Source organism: Mycobacterium dioxanotrophicus (assembly GCF_002157835.1).
Lineage (GTDB): Bacteria > Actinomycetota > Actinomycetes > Mycobacteriales > Mycobacteriaceae > Mycobacterium > Mycobacterium dioxanotrophicus.
On sequence record NZ_CP020809.1, the window covers coordinates 959,851 to 982,195 of the forward strand.

At 67.3% G+C, this 22,345-nt stretch carries 18 protein-coding genes; 9 read left to right on the plus strand and 9 right to left on the minus strand.

The features are described from left to right. Nucleotides 1-79: 79 nt before the first annotated feature. From BTO20_RS04555 to BTO20_RS04575, 5 genes are read right to left on the minus strand one after another with little or no spacing between them, the layout of a single operon-like run. Complete coding sequence (locus tag BTO20_RS04555; protein WP_087073755.1) at nt 80-1,234, minus strand: VWA domain-containing protein; 1,155 nt, start codon at nt 1,232-1,234, stop codon at nt 80-82. Beyond that, a complete protein-coding gene (locus BTO20_RS04560) occupies nt 1,227-3,353 on the minus strand; it encodes a DUF5682 family protein (RefSeq protein WP_408632180.1) in 2,127 nt (708 codons plus the stop codon). Before BTO20_RS04560 ends, BTO20_RS04555 begins: the two co-directional genes overlap by 8 nt. Before the next feature lie 53 nt (nt 3,354-3,406). Beyond that, on the minus strand, nt 3,407-4,495 hold the full coding sequence (locus tag BTO20_RS04565; protein ID WP_087073757.1) for an ATP-binding protein: 1,089 nt from the start codon (nt 4,493-4,495) through the stop codon (nt 3,407-3,409). Continuing rightward, the gene (locus BTO20_RS04570) at nt 4,492-5,940 is read right to left on the minus strand and encodes a DUF5691 domain-containing protein (RefSeq protein WP_087073759.1); all 1,449 of its coding nucleotides are present in this window, start codon (nt 5,938-5,940) and stop codon (nt 4,492-4,494) included. Before BTO20_RS04570 ends, BTO20_RS04565 begins: the two co-directional genes overlap by 4 nt. Continuing rightward, entirely contained in the window at nt 5,937-7,235 is a 1,299-nt protein-coding gene (locus BTO20_RS04575; RefSeq protein WP_157680132.1) for an SWIM zinc finger family protein, read from the minus strand. The genes BTO20_RS04570 and BTO20_RS04575 overlap by 4 nt, the downstream gene beginning before the upstream one ends. A gap of 123 nt (nt 7,236-7,358) precedes the next feature. Between BTO20_RS04575 and BTO20_RS04580 the strand changes: the two genes are divergently transcribed. The 8 genes from BTO20_RS04580 to BTO20_RS04615 all read left to right on the plus strand — a co-directional run bounded on the left by BTO20_RS04580 (nt 7,359) and on the right by BTO20_RS04615 (nt 14,893). Continuing rightward, nucleotides 7,359-8,024: a response regulator transcription factor gene (locus BTO20_RS04580; protein WP_087073763.1), complete on the plus strand. Its 666-nt coding sequence runs from the start codon at nt 7,359-7,361 to the stop codon at nt 8,022-8,024. Nucleotides 8,025-8,084: 60 nt separating this feature from the next. After that, on the plus strand, nt 8,085-9,107 hold the full coding sequence (locus tag BTO20_RS04585; RefSeq protein WP_087073765.1) for a HAMP domain-containing sensor histidine kinase: 1,023 nt from the start codon (nt 8,085-8,087) through the stop codon (nt 9,105-9,107). After that, a complete protein-coding gene (locus BTO20_RS04590; protein ID WP_087073767.1) occupies nt 9,104-10,621 on the plus strand; it encodes a DUF4153 domain-containing protein in 1,518 nt (505 codons plus the stop codon). The genes BTO20_RS04585 and BTO20_RS04590 overlap by 4 nt, the downstream gene beginning before the upstream one ends. A gap of 77 nt (nt 10,622-10,698) precedes the next feature. Then, nucleotides 10,699-11,457, plus strand: coding sequence for a cysteine hydrolase (locus BTO20_RS04595; protein ID WP_087073769.1), 759 nt, complete (start codon nt 10,699-10,701; stop codon nt 11,455-11,457). Then, the gene (locus tag BTO20_RS04600; RefSeq protein ID WP_087081606.1) at nt 11,457-12,128 is read left to right on the plus strand and encodes an AmiS/UreI family transporter; all 672 of its coding nucleotides are present in this window, start codon (nt 11,457-11,459) and stop codon (nt 12,126-12,128) included. Before BTO20_RS04595 ends, BTO20_RS04600 begins: the two co-directional genes overlap by 1 nt. 183 nt (nt 12,129-12,311) lie before the next feature. Next, nucleotides 12,312-12,935: a TetR family transcriptional regulator KstR2 gene (gene kstR2 / locus BTO20_RS04605; protein WP_087073771.1), complete on the plus strand. Its 624-nt coding sequence runs from the start codon at nt 12,312-12,314 to the stop codon at nt 12,933-12,935. Further along, entirely contained in the window at nt 12,935-14,083 is a 1,149-nt protein-coding gene (gene fadA6 / locus BTO20_RS04610; protein WP_087073773.1) for a steroid 3-ketoacyl-CoA thiolase FadA6, read from the plus strand. Before kstR2 ends, fadA6 begins: the two co-directional genes overlap by 1 nt. 54 nt (nt 14,084-14,137) lie before the next feature. Next, the gene (locus BTO20_RS04615) at nt 14,138-14,893 is read left to right on the plus strand and encodes a superoxide dismutase family protein (protein WP_087073775.1); all 756 of its coding nucleotides are present in this window, start codon (nt 14,138-14,140) and stop codon (nt 14,891-14,893) included. Between the two features lie 8 nt (nt 14,894-14,901). Here BTO20_RS04615 and BTO20_RS04620 read toward each other — a convergent pair whose 3' ends face one another. Continuing rightward, nucleotides 14,902-16,377: an APC family permease gene (locus BTO20_RS04620; protein WP_087073777.1), complete on the minus strand. Its 1,476-nt coding sequence runs from the start codon at nt 16,375-16,377 to the stop codon at nt 14,902-14,904. 147 nt (nt 16,378-16,524) lie between these two features. Next, nucleotides 16,525-17,097 (minus strand): QsdR family transcriptional regulator, encoded by a 573-nt coding sequence (locus BTO20_RS04625; protein ID WP_087073779.1) that lies wholly within the window; start codon nt 17,095-17,097, stop codon nt 16,525-16,527. Nucleotides 17,098-17,333: 236 nt separating this feature from the next. Between BTO20_RS04625 and BTO20_RS04630 the strand changes: the two genes are divergently transcribed. Further along, nucleotides 17,334-18,866 carry a WS/DGAT/MGAT family O-acyltransferase gene (locus tag BTO20_RS04630; RefSeq protein WP_087073781.1) on the plus strand — a complete coding sequence of 511 codons (1,533 nt, stop codon included), beginning with the start codon at nt 17,334-17,336 and terminating at the stop codon, nt 18,864-18,866. Here BTO20_RS04630 and BTO20_RS04635 read toward each other — a convergent pair. Together BTO20_RS04635 and BTO20_RS04640 are read right to left on the minus strand one after the other, a co-directional pair. After that, nucleotides 18,835-21,537 carry a molybdopterin-dependent oxidoreductase gene (locus tag BTO20_RS04635; RefSeq protein WP_087073783.1) on the minus strand — a complete coding sequence of 901 codons (2,703 nt, stop codon included), beginning with the start codon at nt 21,535-21,537 and terminating at the stop codon, nt 18,835-18,837. The genes BTO20_RS04630 and BTO20_RS04635 overlap by 32 nt on opposite strands. Beyond that, a complete protein-coding gene (locus tag BTO20_RS04640) occupies nt 21,534-22,340 on the minus strand; it encodes an FAD binding domain-containing protein (protein ID WP_087073786.1) in 807 nt (268 codons plus the stop codon). Before BTO20_RS04640 ends, BTO20_RS04635 begins: the two co-directional genes overlap by 4 nt. Between the last annotated feature and the right edge of the window lie 5 nt (nt 22,341-22,345).

Here is a 22,345-nt window from a genome sequence, read left to right on the forward strand (position 1 = left end):
GTTGATCACAACAGTCCTGATGTCAAAATCGGCGGCATGCGAATTGCGCGGGGAATCCTGTGCCATCGGCGGCATGTGACTAGGCCTGCTCCATGCCCCGCTGAGCGAGCCCGGTGCGGTCCGCCCAACCTCGGATGTCGCCCTTGTTGATGGCCAGCGCCAGCAGTTCGGGAAACGCGTCGGGCGTGCAGGCGAAGGCGGGGATCTCCATGGCGGCCAGGTCTGCGGCGATCTCGCGGTCGAATGACGGTGCGCCCGAGTCGGACAGCGCCAGCAGGACCACGACTTGGACGCCCGCGTCGACGAGTTGTTTGACCCGGGCCAGCATCTCGTCGCGCACGCCGCCCTCGTAGAGGTCGGAGATCAGCACGAAGATGCTGTCGGCCGGCCGGGTGATCAAGGTCTGGCAGTAGGCGATGGCCCGGTTGATATCGGTGCCGCCACCGAGCTGGGTGCCGAACAGCACGTCGACGGGATCGTCGAGTAGATCGGTCAGATCGACCACTTCGGTGTCGAACACCACGAGCGATGTGCGCAACGAACGCATCGACGCGATCACCGCCCCGAAAACCGCTGAGTACACGATCGATTCGGCCATCGAGCCGGACTGGTCGATGGCCAGCACGATGTCCTTGGTGACGGATCGGCCGGCGCGGCGGAATCCGACGAGGCGTTCGGGGATGATCGTGTTCAGATCGGGCTGAAAGGTTTTCAGGTTCCGCGCGATGGTGCGGTTCCAGTCGATGTCGGCCGACAGCGGACGGCTGGTGCGGGCATTGCGGGACAGTGCTCCGCGCAGTGTGGCCTGGGTGCCGTCGGCGATGCGACGCTCGATGTCCCCGACGACCTTGCGCACCAAGGCCCGGGCCGAGGCTTTGGACTCGTCGGGAATGGCCTCGCCCAGCGTGATCAGCGTGGTGGCCAACGACAGATCTGGGACCACGCTGTCCATCATCTCCGGTTCGAGCAGCAGCATGCGCAGGTTGAGCCGCTCGATCGCGTCTTGCTGCATCACCTGAACCACGGTGCTGGGGAAGTACTTTCGGATGTCGCCCAACCACCGGGCCACTCGAGGTGCCGAGCCGCCGAGCCCACCTTTGCGGTCGTAGAGCGCCGACAGGGCTTTGTCCATCTCGACGTCACCGCCCTGCAGGCTCGGCAGTGACTCCGCGTCGGAGCCCAGCACCAGCCGCCACCGGCGGTCGCGTTCGTCGGGGATGGTCTCGTCAGGCATGGGCGATACCTCGTGCGAAGATCGCCGCCGCCGCGATCACCGCGGGGCCGGCGCGGTCGGCGTCGATGTCGAATTCGGTGTGGACGGCGGCGCCGGCTGTGGCCACCGCGTGCCCGATGTTGCGTTTGATGCCTGCGTCGAAGGTGCTGAAGGTACGACGTACCAGGGGCAGCACGTCGGTGAATTCGGTTGCCGTCAAACCGATCAGCCATTCGTCGATCACGGAGAGCAGTTCGGTGTCGTGCACCAGCAGCAGCCCGCTGCCGGACAGGAAGCCTTCGATCCAGGCGGACTTCTCGTCGGCGGGCGCACCGATACTCAGGGCGCGGCGCATGCGTCGGGCCGCTTCGGTGGTGGTGAACACCGCGCCGTCGACACCGATCCGGACGAACCGGCCGACCAGGCTGCCGTGCAGATCGTCGCGGTCGGCCAGCCGTGCGATGGTGGTCAGCCATTCGCCTCGAACATCGGCATCCAGCAGATCGACGGTGTCGGTCACGGCGTTGACGTGTGCGAGCATCTCGGCGGCAGCATCGGATCCCAGGCCGGTGAGCGTCGCGGGCAGACCGACGTTGACCCGGCGCAGCAGCGACGTGGTGACCACGCCGAGCGCACCGGCGTCGGTGCGACGGACATCGCCGTAGCGCAGCGAGCGGGCCAGCGCCGGCAGGGCCGCCATGAGCTCCGTGAGATCGCGGTCGACGGCGGCCTTATTCTCCAGGATGGCCAGCAGCGGTGCGACAGCCTCGTCGACACCGCCGAGCAGGGCGGCCTCGATGGCTGCGGTGACCTCACCCAGATGCGTGGCGTTCGTGGCGGTATCGGCCAGTTTGGCCTTGCACGCGCGGTATACCGTATTGCCCCACACCGACGACACCACGACCTTCACGGCGAACTCCGGCAGCCACTGCAGCGCCCAGGCTTCTTTGAATGTGCCCTGGCCGCTGGTCATCTCGGGCTCGCCCCACGGAATGTCGAGGACGGCGAGCCGGTGCAGCAGGTGGGATTTGGCGAGGTCATTGGGTTTGCGCAGATCGAGGGTGACCTGCTTGGCAGTTGGATCGGGCTTGAGCCGCAACGACTTCTGCTGCTTGGTGATGTCGGCGAGCAGCGGCAGCATCGGCAGATGCTGGGGAATGCTGCCCAGCCGTTCACCGATGACCAGCTCGCGCACGATCAGGCCGAACCGGGCATCGGAGCCTTCGCACAGCACGGCCTCGGTGGCTTCGTTGACCTCGCTCAAACCGGGATGGGCCCGGCCCCGCATCGTGGCCAGCGCGTTGGCCAGCCGCACGCCTTCGATGACGTGCGCCGAGGAGACGAAGATGTCGTGCGCGCGTAAAGCCCTGGCCGCCAGGGTGAGCCAGGTCTCCACCGGCCGGTCCCGTTCCAGGAACGCGTGCTGGTACCAGCCCGGGGAGCGGATGCCTGCGCCGTAACCCGACGCCGCGGACAGCCGCGAATGTGTCCACGGTACCCACACTGTCGCGCACTTGACCTTCGGCAGGCCGCGCAGCAGCGCCGAATCAGCGGTCGCGGCGGGCAGTTTTCCGGCCAAGGCCGGCGCGTGCCAGGCGCCGCACACCACGACCACGGTCGCGAATTCCTTGGCGGCCTTACGGATCACCTGACGCATGTGTGCTTCGCGCTGCTGCTCGATCGGGTCGTCGTCATCGCCGGGTTCGAGCTCGCGAACCGTCCGCATGGCCTCGGTGATCGCGTCGAATCCGCTGCCATCCGTACGGGATTCAACGACGTCATCCCACCACCGTTCGGGGTCGTCGTAGCCCGCGGCGTCGGCGAGCGCCGCGATCGGATCGACCCGAACACGGGAGACATCTTCGTGCCGCTGGTCGCGTTGGGCCAGCACGGTGGCGGCGGGCAGATCGCAGAACCGCACCGGCACCTGGTTGCGGGCGGCCCACAGCAGTGCCTGCCATTCGGGCGAGAAGCCGCCGAACGGCCAGAACGCCGACACCGCGGGATCGTCGACGGCATACGCCATGATCGCCACCGGCGGCACCATGTCGACGTGGTCGACGTCGGTGGTGAGCGGGTTCGCGTCGGCCGGTCCTTCGATCACCACGATGTCGGGCTGGATCCGGGCCAGCTCGGACATCACGGCGCGCGCAGATCCGGGTCCGTGATGCCGAATGCCCAGGACGTGGGTGGTCACGAGTTCAGCACGTCCCGCGATGCCCGGTAGAAGTCGGCCCAGCCATCGCGTTCCCGCACCACGGCCTCGAGGTACTCGAGCCACACCACCGCGTCGTTGACCGGATCCTTCACCACCGCGCCGACGATGCCCGCCGCGGTGTCAGCAGGTCGCAGCACGCCGTCACCGAAGTGCGCCGACATCGCGATCCCTTGCGTGACAACGGAGATCGCCTCCGCGGTGGACAGCGTGCCGGACGGCTGCTTGAGCTTGTTGCGGCCGTCGGCGGTCAACCCGGAGCGCAGTTCGCGGAAAACCGTGACGACGCGGCGGATTTCGTCGGCCGAGGTAGGAACTTCGGGCAGTTGCAGCGACCCGCTGATGTCGGCGACGCGGCGCGTCACGATCTGGACCTCGTCCTCAAGGCTCGCGGGCAGCGGGAGCACCACGGTGTTGAACCGGCGCCGCAGCGCCGACGACAGATCGTTGACGCCGCGGTCGCGGTCGTTGGCCGTCGCGATCACGTTGAAGCCCTGCGTGGCCTGCACCTCGGTGCCGAGTTCCGGTATCGGCAGGGTCTTTTCGGAGAGCACCGTGATGAGCGCGTCCTGCACCTCCGACGGGATGCGGGTGAGCTCTTCGAGGCGGGCGATCTTGCCGCCCCGCATCGCGGTCATGATCGGCGACGGGACCAGGGCCTGCTCCGACGGACCCTCCGCGATCAGCCGGGCGTAGTTCCAGCCGTACCGCACAGCCTCCTCGACGGTGCCGGCGGTGCCCTGCACCAGCAGCGTCGAATCCCCGGTCACCGCCGCCGCCAGATGCTCCGACACCCACGTCTTTGCGGTGCCGGGAACCCCGAGCAGCAGCAGCGCCCGGTCGGTCGCAAGCGTCGCCACGGCCACCTCCATCAGGCGGCGCGGGCCGATGTACTTCGGGGTGATCTCCACGCCCTCAACGGTTTCGCCACCGAGCAGATACCGGACCACCCCATGCGGGGACATCGACCAGTTCGGCGGTACCGGCAAGGCATCGGCGGCCCGCAGCGCGGCGAGTTCCGCGGCGAACAACTGCTCGGCATGCGGGCGCAGCAGGGTCGGGTTCATGGCAGTTCCTTTGCAATGTCGGAGCGCAGGGTGAGCAGTTCGAACACGGTGGCATAGAACCTGTGCAGTTCTTCGTCGGTTGTGCGGTCGACCAGTGCAACGAAGCGTGGCAGCCAGTCCAGGGGATATCCGGCGGCAAGATGCGCGGCGGCCTCCCGACGCTGGCGCGCGGTGCCCCATGCGGCCCCGGCCAGGGATCCGAACAGCGCTTCGGCCACCTCGCGAGCGAACGGCCGTGGCAGACCCGCAGCGAGACGGACCAGGGGCGCGGACTCCGCGGTGTTGGTGAGCGCTCGGATCATCTCGGCAGAGATCGCCGGGTGTGCGGTGGCAGGATCGTATGAGGTGCCGTAATCGGTTGGCAGACAACGCTGCAACAGTGGAACGGCCCACCTGGGGTCGTTGCCGCGTAACGCACTGAGCGTCAGCGCCGCGAGCACGGTGTCCGGCAGCGCGCGGGCCACCTTCTCCGGTGCCGCTCCACCGAAGACCTCGCTCCAGAAGGCGATCGGGGTGCGCGCGATGACGGCTTCAGGTTTGGTGGTGCTCAGCCCGTCGCGAACGGCGGCAGCGTCGGGCCCGGGCAGCGGATGGACGGTGATCTTCACCCCGAGCACCGACTTTTTGACCGAGAAGATATGGGCGGCACGCGCTTTCATGCGATCGAGATAGCGGCTGCCGGATCGTCGGTCGAGCACGGCGACAGCGGCGCTCCGGACGGTCACGGCACGATCGTCGAGCGCGGCTTCCAGGAACGGCTCGTCGGCGTCGTGCTCGGGGGCCGCAAACGCCGCCAAAAGCGTTGCCCGCGACTCGGCGTCCTCGGAAGTCCAGTGCGACGCCACGACGTCGCGAGCCCGGTCCGGGTCGAGCGTGCGGGCCACGGCGAGCCACTCGAGGCGTTTGGCGATGTCGCCGTGGGTGTAGTCGGTTTCCTTGGGCCAGTCCGTGCTGTCCGCCCACCGTACGCTGCGCAGCGCGCGGTGGCCACGGCCGTAGTGCTCGACGGCATACCACTGGCCGCCGCTGCCGATCGCATCCCAGAGTGCCTGCGTCACAACACCGCTCTGCTGCAGGCGCAACAGTTCCGGGATGAGCCGTGGCGGCAGCCGCAGACCGGCCGCGGCGATATCGCCGAGTACACCGTCGAGGATGGGCCTGACGGTGAGCGCCCGCTCGATCAGGAACGCGTGGGCACCCGTGATCAGCGGCCGGGTCTCAGCGGGTGCAGGGGCGGTGGCCGGATCGATCGATGACGGCAACTGTCCGGCCCGCCGGGCGACGGCATAGAGACCGGCCACCCGCAGCACCGACCCGACGGAATCGTCTGCATCGCACACCGCGGCGACGCGGCCGTCGACGGGAGGATCGAATGTGCCTGCCGGGAAGGGTTTTGCACCGAATCCCACAGTCGCTGCGGAGATCATCCGCTGGTAGTCGCTCATAGTGCCGTCACCGCCGGTCCGGTCAGGCGCGACGGTGGCGCGTCGCTCAGCATCGACAGCGGATCGATCCCGTCCGTGGTGATCTCGACCAGGATTGGGTGCAGCCGGCCGCCCGACGCCGCCTGCAGCCGTCCCCAGTGGTCGTCGTCGCAGTTCGCCGGTAGCGCATTGCCGTTCGCGTCGACGAGATGACGGCGCTTGGGCTTGCTGTGCTGCGCGGGCCGGGCGGTGACGATCGCGGGGTAGCGCAGCAGCCACGGGTCGACGGCCAGGGCGCGCGCCCGCCCGGCCAACGCGGCGTCGATCCCGGTGCCGGTGACGGCGAGCTGCTCGATGGGCGTTGTCGGCACGTCACCGTCGGGGATCGCGACACGGAAGCTCGACGGACCGCCGGGATACAGATGCACACCGCCGGTGAACTCGCGGCCCGGGGTGAGCCGGTTGTCGAAGCTGGCTCCGCTCGGCGCGGTGGACTGCACGTTGACCAGCAGCCCGGTAGCATTTCCGCTCAACCACATTCGCCGGGTGGTGTAGCGGTCCTCCAAGGTCTCCGCGTAGCCGAGCACCTGCCAGGTGTCGGTCACCGGATCCGTCGCCAGCACGTCGGCCCGCGCCACCGTGAAGCCGATGTGGCGACGCACCGCCGCGGCGGTCTCGTCGGAGAGAGTGTCGATGGTGCGGTAGGCGTCGATGAGCAGCTGCATCAACCCGAGATCCTCGATGATCATCCGCGGCCATTCGTCGTGCGTGAGATAGCCGGGAAGGTTGCGCAACCAGCCCGCCAGGCCGGGTGCCTTCGCGTCGACCATGCGTCTGGCGATCGGCTCACTCCACCCCGCGTACGGATCGGTGCTGATCCCGGCGATGCCGTTGCGGACCTGGTCATGGATCCACCGGTCGAGCTGTTCCAAGCCCTCGGCAACGCTGCGCTGCCGTGCCGCGACGGCTTTCTCGCTGATTTCCCGCGGCGCCTTCGGAGCGGCGGGCGCCGTCAGCGTGCTTGCCGGCGCGTCCGATTCGTCGACGCTGCCACCGCACCAGCGCAGCACCAGACCGACCACATGTTTGCAGGGGAACTGCCGCGACGGGCACGAGCATTTGTACGTCGGACCCACCAGATTGACCTGCACGCGGTACGGCGTCCGCCCGCTGCCCTGGAAGTCGCCCCACAACAAGGTCTGGGTGGCGCCGGTGTTGGACCAGCCGGCAGCGCCTGCCAGCTTCTGGCCCGCGGCGTAGGCCTTCCCGGCAAACTGACGCACCTCGTCGGTGGACCATGCCGTGTTCTGGTCCACCCCGATGTCCCTCCTGCCATAGCCTGACCCAGGCCAGCGTAGCCAGAACGGCCGACATGGTCTGCACAGGATCTTCACAATCGCTGCCCGTGACCACCACAACCTGCACCTAGAGTCAGATCCGTGAAGCGAATCCTGGTGGTCGACGACGAGCCGACCATCTTGTCCGCGGTGGCCACCAGGCTGCGCGCCGAGGCGTTCGACGTCGAGACAGCCGTCGACGGACCGTCGGCGGTAGCAACCGCGGCAGCGATCCAGCCCGATCTGGTGGTGCTCGACGTGATGCTGCCCGGCTTCGACGGGCTGGAGGTGTGCCGGCGTATCCAGGCCGAGCGCGCGGTGCCGGTGCTGATGCTGACAGCGCGCACCGACGAGACCGACATGCTCATCGGCCTGGGCATCGGCGCCGACGACTATCTGACCAAGCCGTTCAGCATGCGCGAACTGGTGGCCCGGGTGATGGTGCTGCTGCGGCGGGTGGACCGGGCGAGCGCCGACCAGCCGCTGTCGCTGGGGGACTACCGCATCGATCTGGCCGAGCGCCGGGTACATCAGGGCGAGCAGGAGATCCACCTGACCCGAACGGAGTTCGACCTGCTGGCCTTCCTCGCCGGCCGGCCGCGCGCCGCGGTGGCCCGTGAGACCCTGCTGGAACACGTCTGGGGGTGGACCTCCGACGTCGAGAGCCGAACGGTCGACAGCCACGTCAAGGCCCTGCGCCGCAAACTCGGGTCCGAGCTCATCCGGACTGTGCATGGGGTGGGGTACGCCCTCGAGGTTCCGCGATGAGCGCTTGCGCGAAGAGCCGAGGGGCCAGATGAGCGCTTGCGCGAAGAGCCGAGGGCACCGGTGAGCCTGATCGGCGAACTGTGGGACCGGGTGCCCCGTCCCCTGGATCCCTTCGCCTCCTTCAAGGTCAAGACCGGGCTGCTCGTCGGCGGGGCGATCCTGTTGGCGTCGTTCACGTTCTGGATCGGCGCGAGCTGGCAGTTCCGCTATGCGCTGCTGGCCGCGCTGGCGGCGTCGCTGGCATTGACGCAGTTCCTGGCCCACGGCATGACCTCGCCGCTGCGGCAGATGACCGCGGCTGCGCTGGCCATGGCCCGCGGTGACTACAGCATCCGGGTTCGCGCCACATCGCGTGACGAAATCGGGCAATTGGCAACGGCATTCAATCAGATGGCGGCCGACCTCGAGGCCGCTGACGAGTACCGGCGCGGGCTGATCGGCAACGTGTCGCACGAATTGCGTACGCCCATCACCGCATTGCGGGCGGTGTTGGAGAACGTGGTGGACGGGGTGGTCGAACCCGACGCCCAGACCATGCGGATGGCGCTGTCGCAGGCCGAGCGCCTCGGCGAATTGGTGACCGATCTGCTCGACCTCTCCCGCATCGAGGGCGGAGCAATACCGTTGCAGGTCAATCGGTTCGACGTCGACGAGTTCCTGCGCGATGCCGTCGAACACGTCTCGGTGTCGGCGAGCACGGTGCCCGTGGACATCCGGGTCACACCGCCGGACCTGAAGGCTGTGGCCGACCCGGCCCGCCTGCGTCAGGTCGTGATCAACCTGGTGGACAACGCGATTCGGCACAGTCCGGCCGGTGGTCGCGTGACGGTACGGGCGAGCCGAGGGCCGGCGGGCCTGCGGCTCGAGGTGGCCGACCAGGGGCCGGGCATTGCACCCGGCGAGCGGGAACGGGTTTTCGAGCGGTTCACCCGCGGCGCCACCACCGACGGGGGAACCGGGCTGGGTCTGGCGATCGCGCGGTGGGCAGTCGAGTTGCACGGCGGGGTGATCGAAGTGATGGACACCGGGGTGGGTTGCCGGATCAGGGTGAGCATCCCGGAATCGAGGGAGGAATCGGCATGACGACGTTGCTGACAGGAGCCAAGGGGCAACCGGTCATGCCACCGCTGATCGGGCCGGCGCTGCCGCGCTCCGGCGAGCCCGGATGGACGGTCTGGTCGCGGCGGGTGTGGCCGATCGACCCGCTGGCGTCGATCCCGCGACGGCTGCTCATGCTCGCCGTGGTCGCGGGCCTGGTGGGAACAGCGGTATGGCGGCCGTCGGTGCTCAGCATCGGCTACCTGGCCGTCGGCGCCATGGTGTTCGGCGTGGTGCACGGCACCGCCGAACGTCGGCCCACTCGAGCGCAGTGGGGCGGCATCGTGCTCAGCCTGGCGCTGCTCGCGGTGCCCGCGCTGCTGGCCGCCGATTGGCTGGGCGTGCTGTGCATCATGGCGGCCTGGATCGTCGGCTGGTGCACGCTGTTCGGCGGGCGAACCTGGACCTCGGTGTTCACCGGGCCGTTTCTGCCGTGGGCGTTGCCTGCCCGCGTGAGTGGCTGGGTGCGACGCGGACTCCCGAGCCGGGTGGGTGTCACCAAACCGGCGCGCGTCGCCGTCGTCATCGGTCTCACCGTGCTGCTGGCCGTGGTGTTCGGCGCGTTGTTCGCCTCGGCGGACGCGGCTTTCGCGCACATGGCCGGCAATCTCGTGCCATCGGTCGACGGGGTCGATATCGCCGCCCGCATCGTGGTGTTCGGCATCGTCGCGTCCTTCGTCCTCGGCGGGGCCTACCTGACGCGGTTCCCGCCCCGGCTGGACGCCCTGGCGCCTGCGCCGATGCGGCCGGTGCCGCGCTGGGAATGGGCGCTGCCGCTGGGCGTTCTCGACGCACTGTTCATCGCGTTCGTCGTGGTGCAGGCCGCGGTGCTGTTCGGCGGCCACACCCATGTGCTGGAGACCGAAGGGCTGACATACGCCGAATACGCCCGGCAGGGTTTCTGGCAGCTGCTATGGGTTTCGGCGTTGACCCTGCTGGTGCTCAGTGTGGTGATCCGGGTGGCCGGACGGGGCAGCACCGCCGATCGTCGGGTGCTGCGCGTGCTGGTCGGGATCCTCTGTGCCACATCGGTTGTCGTGGTCATCTCGGCCGTCCATCGCATGTGGCTCTACCAGCAGGCCTACGGCTTCAGCACCGATCGGCTCATGGTCGTCACCATCGAACTGTGGCTGGGCGTGGTGTTTCTGCTCGTGGCCGCGGCCGGGGTGCGCATGACGGGGCGCTGGCTGCCGCACGCGGTGCTGGTGGCCGGTGTCGTGGCGCTGCTCGGATTGGCCGCGCTCAATCCCGAGCGGCTCGTCGCCGACCGCAACATCGACCGCTTCGAGCAGACGGGCCAACTCGATGCCGAGTACCTGTCGAGGTTGTCGACCGACATCGATCCGGCCCTGCACCGGTTGCCCGAGGACATTCGCGGCTGCGTGCGCTTCCACGGGCCGCATTCCGACCCGTGGTACCTGTTCAACCTGTCGCGGTCGCTTGCCGACGGCCCGGTGGTGACCGATCTGCCGGACTACTGCTCGCCGTACTGGTCGTAGGACTACCGGTAGGTCGGCCAGAATCGCGTCGATTCAAAGCCTGTGAACCTGGCTGACGGCCGCCGAAGGTATTGCGTGTGACCGCACTCGCCGTCAACGGCTCAACTCAAACCACCCCGCTCGCTCCGATTGCGCTGGACCCCGAGGCACTGGGATATCCCGCCGACAACCGAGCCGCCATCCCACCGCTGGCCAAACACTGGGAGCAGCTCGACTTTCGCGAGATCCTTTCCCGGCCGGCCGCTTTCCTGTCGATCAGCCAGTCCAACTCGCTGTACAAACCGGGCGGGGTGCAGTACGCCGAAGGGCATGCGTTCCGCGGCAGCCTGCAGGCGACCGTCAAGGTGGCCAAGGCGGCACGGTCGGCGTCGAACTTCGTGTCGTTCAACTGGATCGGGTTCTCGGTGTTCCGTGGTGACTACCCGCAGACGGATTTCGACAAGGCGCAGTACGACGGGTGGACCGGTCATATCGACGCCACCGCCGAGCAGATCGCCTGGGACAACGAACTTGTCGGCGAACTGCACGAGCTGGTGCAGCCCGGCGACAACGAGCTTTACGAGAAGGCGCTGCAGACGGCCTTCGTCGGCACCGACCTGCCGCTGGCGCTGAGCCGGCAGCGGGTAGAGGTTTTGGTGCTCACCGGGATACACCTCGATTGGTGCGTCGAGGGCAACGCCCGCGCGGCCCGCGATCACGGCCTGCTGCCCATCGTCATCGGCGACGCGACGGGCACTGCCCACCCGGATCAGGAGCGTGCGGCGTTCGAGCGGATCAACAACTTCTTCGCGCCCGTCATCACTTCTGAGCAATTCGTGGAATGGGTTGCGCGCTGATGGGAAACGTCGGGCTGCTTCTCGTCGGCGTGGTGCTGTTCGTCAATGGGCTGGTGTCGGTCGGGGTGGTCGAGGCCCGCGGGGCGGCGCCGCTGAACCTGTTCGTCGGGGCCGCTCAGGTCGTACTGCCGACGCTGGTGCTCTTCCAGTCCGAAGGGGATCCGGGCATCGTGAATGCGACCTGGCCGAGTTATCTGTTCGGGTTCACCTACCTGTGGTTCGGGTTCATCCAGATCTTCGACATCGACCCGCGCGGGTTCGGCTGGTACAGCTCGTTCGTCGCGGCCGTCGCGGTGTACTACGCGATCAAGAGTGTCGGCACCGATCCGGTGTTCGCGGTCATCTGGGCGACGTGGGCGATCATGTGGTCGTTGTTCTTCGTGCTCCTGGGACTCGGGGTCGCCAAGGTTGGCCGGATTGATCTGGGTCACTTCACCGGATGGTTCCTGATTCTTCTGGGCGTTCCGACCTGCAGCGTGTCGGCGATCCTGCTGCTCAACGGGCTGTGGCCCACTTCGGTGGCGGCCGGTTCGGTGGCGGTGGCAATTCTGTTCGTGGCGACCGTGCTCTCCGTGACGCTGGCGCGGCGCAGCGCACCTCGCGACGAAGATGTGGTCACGGCTGCGCCCGTCGAGGCGCGAGTGAGCGAGGGCGTGCCGCAACCCGTCTGACCCTTGGCGAGATGTGGCCGGGGAGTCAGCGGGGGGCTCCGGGGCGCCGAGTGGCCACTTGTGCACGGATTTTGCGCGTCTGACGTACGCAACTGGCCACTCGACCCGGGCTGGGACTTGAGGAAATGCGGCAGGCCGCACTCTGACGTGACCTAGCAAGCGCTTGGTTGCTATGCTGTCGGCATGGCGCCGGAAACGTCGAGCCAGCCGGCAAGCAGGCGGGACGAACTCCTCGAACTCGCTGCGACGATGTTCGCCGAACGCGGTCTGAAAGCAACGACGGTCCGCGATATCGCCGACTCCGCAGGAATCCTCTCGGGAAGTCTGTACCACCACTTCAAGTCCAAAGAACAAATGGTCGAAGAGGTGCTGCGGGACTTCCTGGACTGGCTGTTCGCGCGCTATCAAGAGATCGTCGACCGGGAAGCCGCTCCACTGGAGCGGCTCAAAGGTCTTTTCATGGCGTCCTTCGAGGCCATCGAGCACCGGCACGCGCAGGTGGTGATCTACCAGGACGAGGCCAAGCGGCTCTCCGCGCAGCCGCAGTTCGCCTTCGTCGAGGCCCGCAACAAAGAGCAGCGCAAGATGTGGGTCGACATCCTGCAGCAGGGCGTCGCCGACGGATCGTTCCGGCCCGACCTCGATGTCGACCTCGTGTACCGGTTCATCCGTGACACCACTTGGGTTTCCGTCCGCTGGTATCAACCCGGCGGGCCACTCTCGGCCGAGCAGGTCGGCCGGCAATACCTCGCCATTGTCCTCGGCGGAATCACCGCCGGCGGCGCCACTGTCAAAGGAGACCAGTAATGCCTGAGGCCTATGTCGTCGACGCGGTGCGCACCCCTATCGGCAAGAAGAAGGGGGCGTTGGCCGATGTGCATCCAATTGACCTGGGAGTGCACGCTTTCCGTGCCATCTTCGACCGCAACGACGTAGATCCCGGGGTTGTCGACGACGTCATTGTCGGCTGTGTCGACGCCATCGGGGGACAGGCGGGTAACATCGGCCGACTCGCCTGGTTGGCCGCTGGGTACCCCGAAGCCGTCCCCGGCGTCACGGTGGACCGGCAGTGCGGATCGTCGCAGCAGGCCATTTCCTTCGGCGCCCAAGCCATCATGTCCGGCACCGCCGACGTCATCCTGGCCGGCGGCATGCAGAACATGAGCTGGGTGCCGATCTCCTCGGCCATGGTGGTCGGCAAGGAATTCGGATTCACCTCGCCCACAAACGAATCCAAGAATTGGCTGCACCGCTACGGCGACCAGGAGATCTCGCAGTTCCGCGGCTCGGAGATGATCGCCGAGAAGTGGGACATCTCCCGTGAAGAGATGGAGCAGTTCGCCTACAACAGCCATCAGCGCGCATTCGCCGCGATCCGGGCAGGCCACTTCGACAACGAGATCGTCCCGGTCGGGGACTTCGGCGTCGACGAGGGGCCGCGCGAGACCACGCTGGAGAAGATGGCGGCGCTGCAGCCGCTGGTCGAGGGCGGCCGGCTGACCGCCGCGCTGGCCAGTCAGATCTCCGACGGAGCCTCGGCCGTGCTGCTGGCGTCAGAGGAGGCCATCAACAAGTACAACCTCAAGCCGCGGGCCCGCATCCACCACATCAGCGCGCGTGGCGACGATCCGGTGATGATGCTGACCGGCCCCATCCCGGCCACCCAGTACGCGCTGGAGAAGACGGGTCTGTCGATCGACGACATCGACACCGTCGAGATCAACGAGGCCTTCGCGCCCGTGGTGCTGGCGTGGCTCAAGGAGACCAAGGCGGATCCGGACAAGGTGAATCCGAGTGGCGGCGCCATTGCGTTGGGCCATCCGCTCGGCGCAACCGGCGCCAAGCTTTTCGCCACCATGCTCAACACGCTGGAGCGCACCGGCGGCCGCTACGGTCTGCAGACCATGTGCGAGGGCGGCGGCACCGCCAACGTGACGATCATCGAGCGCCTCTAGTTCCATCGCTCGGCGGGCTTGTTTAACGCGCGGGCTACGGGGAATTCCGCGACGATGATGAAGCCCATCGCTGTTGCTGCGGTAGTCGCCGTCTCGGTCATCGGTGCAGGTGCGTGCTCGAACCAGTCGTCCACCGGGGGCGGTGAGTCGGGCACCCCGCAAAGTACCGGCGCCGCCGGCGGTGCACTGAAGACGGACTTGAAGACCGCCGACGGGACCACCGTCGCGAACGCGTCGATCGAATTCGCCAATGGCTATGCCACGGTCACCGTGCAGTCGGTGGGAACCGGGCTGCTCAGCCCGGGCTTCCACGGCCTGCAAATCCACGCGGCCGGCACGTGTGACTTCGCCGCGCCGGGAAGCCCACTGCAGGTCAGCGGGCACAACACCTATTCGGCCAGCGGCGACCTCGCCGATCTGCAGGTACGTCCCGACGGCGGGGCCAAGCTCGTGACCACTTCGGCGGATTTCACCGCGGCTGATCTGCAGAGTTCCCAAGGCACATCGCTCGTCCTCGACGCCGGACCGACCAACCGCAGCGGCGCAGCCTCCGCGGCCCCTTCGGGCAAGCCCGTAGCCTGCGGCGTCATCGCGGCAGGCACGGCCACTTCCACGACGACGTCACCTTCGACGTCGACATCGACGGTGACAACGACAGTCATCGCGCCGGGAGCCCCGGCGGTCACGACCACACCCACGACGACCCCATCACCGACGACCAGCACCACCAGTCCGAGCACCAGCACGGTTACCGTCACCGTGCCGTCGACCACGGTCACGTCACCGCAGGTGCCCAACGTCCCCGGGTAGGCCCGCACTCATACCGGTTCGGGCTCCGGCTTGATCGCGGCCGCTGCGGTCTGCATGCGGCGGTCCGTCATGCGGCGCCACATGTGCAGGGGGAAGTAAGCGGCGAGGACCAGCACCCCGACGAAGAACAGGGTGTGGCTGGAGGTGCCGATGACGATGGAAGGGCTGTTCCAGCCGCCGAAGAGCCACAGCACGGCGCAGAAGATGCCGATGGCCAGGGCGACCCAGCGCATGAAGCCCGGGAGTCGTACGGGGCGGTGGATGGTGGGTCGTGTTTGGCGGTGGGCGAAGTAGGCGAAGAACACCAGTCCGGCGGAGAAGAGGTAGCCCATGTTGGAGAAGATGTAGATGCGCAGCGGGCTGCCGAACAGTAGGACGATGACCGAGCAGGCCACGTTGAAGGCCATGGCGCGGGCGGGCACGCCGTGGGTGTTGAGGTGGCCGAACCAGCGGGGCAGCATGCCGTCTTCGGAGGCTTGGTAGAGGGAGCGGGCGCAGCCCATGATGGCGTTGAGTACGGAGAGCAGCAGCGCCACGATCAGCGGTAGGCCCAGGGCCCATTGCACCCAGCCGCCCGAGGATCCGGTGACGGCGGTGATCAGTGAGGTGAAGATGGTCAGGGGGTCGGCGTCTTTGGCCACGCCCAGGACTGCGACCAGGGCGACGGCCATGAAGACGAAGATGAAGAAGCCGTAGACGCCTTCCATGGTCATGGCGATTTTGGCGTCGCGGGCGGGGTTGCGGCATTCGCCGAGGTAGCAGGCGGCGGCTTCCATGGCCAGCACCGACCAGGTCATGACGAACATCCAGGCCAGGATGAGGGTGGGGCTGCCCAGGACGCCGGGGGCGAAGTGGAAGCCGGCGAGGTTGCTCAGGTGGATCGAGCTGGGGTGAAACAGGGGCAGCAGGATCAGGATGGTCAGGGGTGCCATGGACACGATGCCCAGGATGGTGGCGAATTCGGCGCCCAGTTTGATGCCGAAGTAGGCCGGGACGTACATGATGGCGATGGCGACGACGGAGATGATCAGCACCGAGAGCGTGATGGGGCTGCCCAGTCCGCCGAACGGCAGGAACGATGGTCCTTGCGGTATGGAGAACAGTTGGGTGATGTAGGCCGAGGCCAGGATCATGTTGATGGGGGCGACGGGAAACCAGCCCAGCCAGTAGGCCCAGGCCGACAGGCCGCCGAGGTGGGTGGCGGTGGCGGGGTGGACGAGTTCGAAGGATTCGGTGGTGTAGGAGGGCAGGCCGCCGGTGCGGTGCGGCATCACGGCGGCCAGTTCGGCGGCGAACAGACAGAGCAGTACTCCGATGCCGGTGGCGATGGCCAGCATGGGTATCGCGGCGGCGCCGAGGGCTTGCACGGCTGGGGGATCGATGCCGGTGACCAGGATGGGGCCGGCCAAGCCGATCACGAAGGCGCCCCACCAGTTGGTGCCTTTGTGTAGTTTGGGTTCGGAGCCAACGGGGTTCGACGTCATGTCGCGTCCCTTCGCGGGCGCTGCAGCGTGCAGCGGACGAACGCACCTCAGCGGTGTGATTCGGAGCACAGTACGCCTGTTTCGCGGGAAGAAACAGAATCTAATGTTGTGAAAAAGCTGGATGCTGTCGTCGGCGAAATGTGGTGGTCAGGACCGATGACCCAGTAGCGCGGCGATGGCCAGTTCGGCCTGGGTGATCTCCAATGGTTCGCCGGTGATGATGTCGGCGTACAGGAATGACTCCACGATGCGCACGACGAGGTAGGCCAGATCGCGCGGCGGCAGCGACGGTTCCAGGCGTCCCTGGCTGATCTCGTCGTTCAGCATCTGTTCGATGGCGGCAACCAGTCGGGACTGCACCGTGCCCGCGCGCGTGGTCAGGATGCGCAGTGCCCGTTCCGGCTCCCGGCGCAGAAATTCCTGGAAGAACCCGGCCTGGTCGATCAGGGTGGCGAAACGGCCGACGGCGTGGGAGATGCGTTCGGCGCCATGACCGGGAGAGGCATCGATGGCCGCCGTCAGTGTCGGTTCGGCCAGCGACCACAGGATTTCGGCCAGCAGCTCGTCGCGGCCACCGACCCAGCGGAACAGCGTGGCCCGGTTGACCCCGAGTTCGGTTGCCAATTCCCCCATCTCGATGCGGCGGCCGGCCAGGAACCAACCGCGCGCAATTCGGAACGCAGCCAATGGATCTGGCTTGCGGTCGGTCGACGCGAGCATGCGTCCCAACGGTGTCTCGGCGATGGCGTACCTCCAGATGTCGTTGTGGGAGCCGATGCCTGCGCACCATGCTACCGATTGACGTTGAAGTGATATATATCTCTGCACGTCTCGTATATGCAACATATCTGGATATGATGCACAAGTGACCCGCGCCGACGTGGTGCTCGGCGTCGAAGGCGGACTGCTCACCAGCTGAGCGCAAAACCCCACGAGAATCGAGAAGAGAAGGACCCGTGAAGCAGCTCAGCGGCCTCGACGCCACATTCCTCTACCTGGAGACCCCGACGACCTTCGGGCACGTCACCGGGCTGATGATCTTCGAACGACCCAACGAGGAATTCGACCCGTACGCCGCGGTGTACGCCAAGTACGCGTCGCTGATCGGTGAGCTCGAACCGCTGCGCCGGAGGTTGGTCGAGGTGCCACTGGGCCTCGACCATCCGTACTGGGTCGACGATCCCAACTTCGACCTCGACTTCCACATCCGCGAAATCCATCTGGCCCGACCGGGAATGGCCGACCAACTGGCCGACCAGGTCTCGCGCATCGTCGGGCGCCCCATGGATCGCAACCGGCCACTGTGGGAGGTCTACGTCATCGACGGCCTGCACAGCGGTCGCTGGGCCATGCTCACCAAATACCATCACGCCACCATCGACGGTGCCGCCGGGCAGCTGATGCTCAACATCATCACCGACACCGAACCGGACACCACGCCACCCGGGCCGGGCCCGGCCTGGCAACCCGAAGAGCTGCCGAGCACCGTGGAACTGCTGCGCAAAACGGCCGTCAACCTCGCCGGACACCCCGTCAAGGCCCTGCGGGTGCAGACCCGGCTGGTCCGCCAGCTCGCCGACACCGCAGGCATCGACAGCATCAGCAGCGCTGCGGCCAAGACCGGCTCGGCGATCAAATCCCTTGCGCGACTGGGTAAAGAGGACGGACCCAAGATTCCGCTGCCGACATCGGCGGCGCCACCCACCCCGTGGAACAAGCCCATCACCGGACACCGGCGCTTCGCGATGCGGACCACATCGCTGGAGAACATCAAGAGGCTCAAGAACGCGACCGGGGGCACCGTCAACGACATCGTCATGGCGATCTGCGCCGGCGGGTTGCGGCAGTACCTGCTCGCCCATGACGCGCTGCCGGACCGGCCACTGCGGGCCATGGTTCCGGTGTCCATCCGGACCGGCGACGAAGAGGATCCATGGACCAACCGGGTGTCGGCCATCTTCGCCGAACTGCCCACCGACTGTGCGGATCCGCTTGAGCGCGTGGCTCGTTGCCGGGAGGCGATGCTCGACGCGAAGCGACTGCTCGATCTGATGCCTGCCGACCAACTCGGCGACCTGGCCCAGTTCTCGGCACCGGTGTTGTCGACGTCCGCGATGCGGCTGGCGTCGCGGTTCGGGTTGGCGCACCGCATTGCGTCGTTGCCGTTCAACCTGGTGATTTCCAATGTCCCTGGACCTCGTCAGCCGCTGTACTTCGCCGGGGCGCAGCTGCGTCATCAGTTCCCGGTGTCGATCGTCACCGAGGGGCAGGGACTCAACATCACCGTGGTGAGCTATCTGGACCGCCTGGACTTCGGCTTCGTCGTCGACCGCGAACTCGTGCCCGACGTGTGGGATCTGGTCGACATGCACATCGACGAGATCGGCCGGTTGTTCGAGGCCAGCGGGGCCGAATGGGCCGAGGAGCCGCAGCCAGCGCAACCGCGCCGTGGCCGCATCAGGATTGCGCAACCCGACGAGATCTGCTGACCGCCCGCCATACTCGCGCCGGTGTCATCGGCAACTGGCGCAGACGCACCCCGCAGGCACGGCCGATGGCATTGGCCAAGGCGGGTGCGACCGGGTTGTACGGCGACTCGCTCATCGATTTCGCGCCGAGCGGTCCGAGCTCGTCGTAGGTATCTGCGAAGTAGACCTCGGTCACCGGAAGGTCGGACAACTGCGGGATGTGGTAGTTGCGCAGCGTCTGGGTCAGTACCGTGCCGTCCGGTCCGATCCGGATCTCCTCGAACAACGCCGACCCGATTGCCTGGGCCACACCGCCTTCCACCTGACCGCGGCACTGCTCGGGATTGATCACCACGCCGGCGTCGGCGGCCTGGACGGACTGGAGGATGCGCACCTCGCCGGTCTCGGGGTTGACCGCGACGCGAAACGCCTGCACGTTGAAGGCGACCGAACGCGGCGTGCCGTCGTGTCGCCCGCGGCCGGTCAATGACGATGGCAGAGCACCGAAATCGACCAGGCTGTCGGCGCACTGCACGCCGTTGCGCTCCAGAGTGCACTGCGATGGCGACGTCCCGGTCACCTCGGCAGCTGCCCTCTCTAAGGCCGCGCGCAGCTGTCGGCATGCCTGCACGGTCGCGCGGCCGGCCACCACCGTGCCGGCCGACCCGAACGCGCCGGTATCGTAATCTGTTGTCGCAGTGTCTGATTGCTGAATCACCACCCGTTCTGTGCCGGTGTTGAGCTCGTTGGCGGCGAGCTGTGCATGCACCGTGGTGGTGCCGTTGCCGAACTCGGCCGTCCCGACGCGCAATGTGTACACGCCGTCGGCGTCGACCGACACCGCGGCCTCGGCGACGTGCCCGCGCGGCGGAAGCGTCGCGATCATCGCAACTGCCATGCCTTCGCCCACAGGCCACCCTTGGGGGGCGGTGGCGGCGTTGCCCCGACGCAGCGCCTGCTCGGCGAGGTCGAGGCATTGATCCAGGCCGTAGCTGCCGAACGTCAGATCGTCGTCGAGCACATGCGAATCCACGAAGGGATCTCCGGGCGTGATGACATTGCGCCTGCGGAATTCGAATGGATCGATGCCGAGTCGCTGGGCCAGCTCGTCCATCGCTGATTCGATCGCGAACATCACCTGTCCCAGCCCGTATCCGCGAAATGCACCCGACGGCAGATTGTTGGTGTAGACGGCTTGAGCATTGACCCGCTTGTTCGGACAGCGGTACACCGCGACCGATTCACTGCAGCCGTGAAACATCACGCCCGGGCTGTGATTGCCGTACGCCCCGGCATCGACCAGAGCGTCGACCGCCAGCGCGGTCAGCTCACCGGAGGCATTGGCGGCCACGGTCACATCCACGCGGAACGGGTGACGGCACGGCGCCACCGTGAACTGATCGCTGCGGCTGAACTCATAGCGCACCGGAGCGCCGAGGCGCAGCACCGCCAGCGCCACGAGATCCTCGACCAGCATCTCCTGCTTGCCGCCGAAGCCACCGCCGACGCGCCTGGTGAACACCCGGACATCGTCGCGGGCCAGGCCGAAGATGTGGCACAGCTCGTCACGGACCAGGAACGGAACCTGAGAACTGGTACGAATAACCAATCTTCCCAACTCATCTCGCCATCCGGTACACCCGTGTGTCTCCAGGTGCACGTGCTGGATGCGCTGGGTCTGCCAACGGCCTCGCACCACGTTCTCGGCCGCATCGATACCGGCCGCCACGTCGCCGACCTCGCCGTGCAATTCGGCGACCAGGTTGCGGGCCGGGTCGGCGATCCGGGAGTCCGGTCCCTTGCCGGCGTGCAGCAACGGCGAATCCGGACGCGACGCGAGCTCCGGGTCGAACACCGCAGGCAGCGGGTCGAACTCGACAACGATTGCCCGGCACGCCTGTTCGGCCACGGCAAGGCTGTCGGCGACGACCGCGGCGACCCGTTGACCGACGAACCGCACTGTGTCGTCGAGGATGACGGTGTCGTCGGGATCATCTGTACGCATCTCGTGCCGGGCTGTCGAGAACGCCACGGCCGGGCTGTCACGGTGAGTCAGGACCAGGCGCACGCCCGGAATTGCCTGTGCAGCAGAGGTATCGATCGATCGGATACGGGCATGCGGCACCGGGCTCGGCAGGACCGCGAGGTGCAGCAGGCCCGCGGGCGCGTCGTCCATGGTGTATTCCTCGGACCCCGTCACCACCCGCACGGCGGCCGGCGCACCGATCGAACGGCCGGCGTCGTGCCCGCCGGGCTTCTCGATGTTGGTGGTCCCGGACAGCGCGTCGGCGATGGCGCGGTAGCCGGTGCAGCGGCACAGGTTGCCCTTCAGCTGCTGGGGCAGATCAGCAAGCTGCTCGTCGGTGAAAGTGGACGCGGTGGTGACCATACCGGCGGTGCAGAAGCCGCACTGAAATCCCGCGGCGTCGACGAACCGGCGCTGCACCGGATGCAGATCGCCGGGGCTGCCCAGGCCTGCGACGGTGGTCACCGTATGCCCGTCGGCGCGGAACGCCGGATACACGCAGGAGTGCACGGCAGTGCCGTCGACCAACACCGTGCACGCACCGCAGTCGCCCGCGTCGCAACCCTTCTTGACCTCGAAACAGCCCAGCTCGCGCAGGAACGTGCGCAGACACTGCCCGGGTCTGGGACTGTCGTGCCAGACCCGGCCGTTGACGGTGAAACTCATGCCAACTCGGCTCTGATCTGTTCGGCCAGCACGTGCGTGACAGCCTGTCGCCAATCGGGGTCGCCGTGCGCGTCGCGGGTCCACGCCTGGTCGGGAATGCCGCCCAGGGCCGCCCGGACATCGTCGGGCGAGGGGCTGCCCGGGAACCGGAACACATAGGGCCGTACTGTCGCCGCGGTCACCGACATCACGACCGTGCCGCTGTCGCGGCGGCCGATCACGACAGCCCCGGAACGGCCCAGCGCCGAGGGTGCCAGCTTGCGGAATGCCGTGCGGGACTGCATGGCCGCTGCAGGCAGGTGTATCGACCGGAGCACATCACCGGATGCCATGACGTTGGTTCCCTCACCCGTGACGAACTGCGCGACCGGCACCGTGTATTCGGTGCCGTCGGCGCGCCACACGGTCGCGGTTCCGTCGAGGGCCGTGGCCATCGAGATCATCGCGCCCGCGGGAAACGACAGGCAGATGTTGCCGCCAACGGTCGCGGTGGCCCAGATCTTGGCCGAGGCGAGCAGCGCCGTGCAGCACTGGTGCAGCAGGCGGGCGGCGGGCCAGTCGCTGGTGGTGGAAAATCGCGAGAGCTCCGCCAGCGTGCACGTGGCGGCCAATTCGATGCCGTCGGCGCTCATATCGATTGGCTGCCAACCCAGATGCGTGATGTCGACCAGTCGGCGCACACCCGTCTGCGGTTCGGAGAACAACCAGGTGCCGCCCGCCAGGATCGCGTCTGACGGACCCAGCGGCCACACGTCATCGCGGTGAGTCGGCACGCTCACCGCTTCGACGGTGTTCAGGTCCACTCATC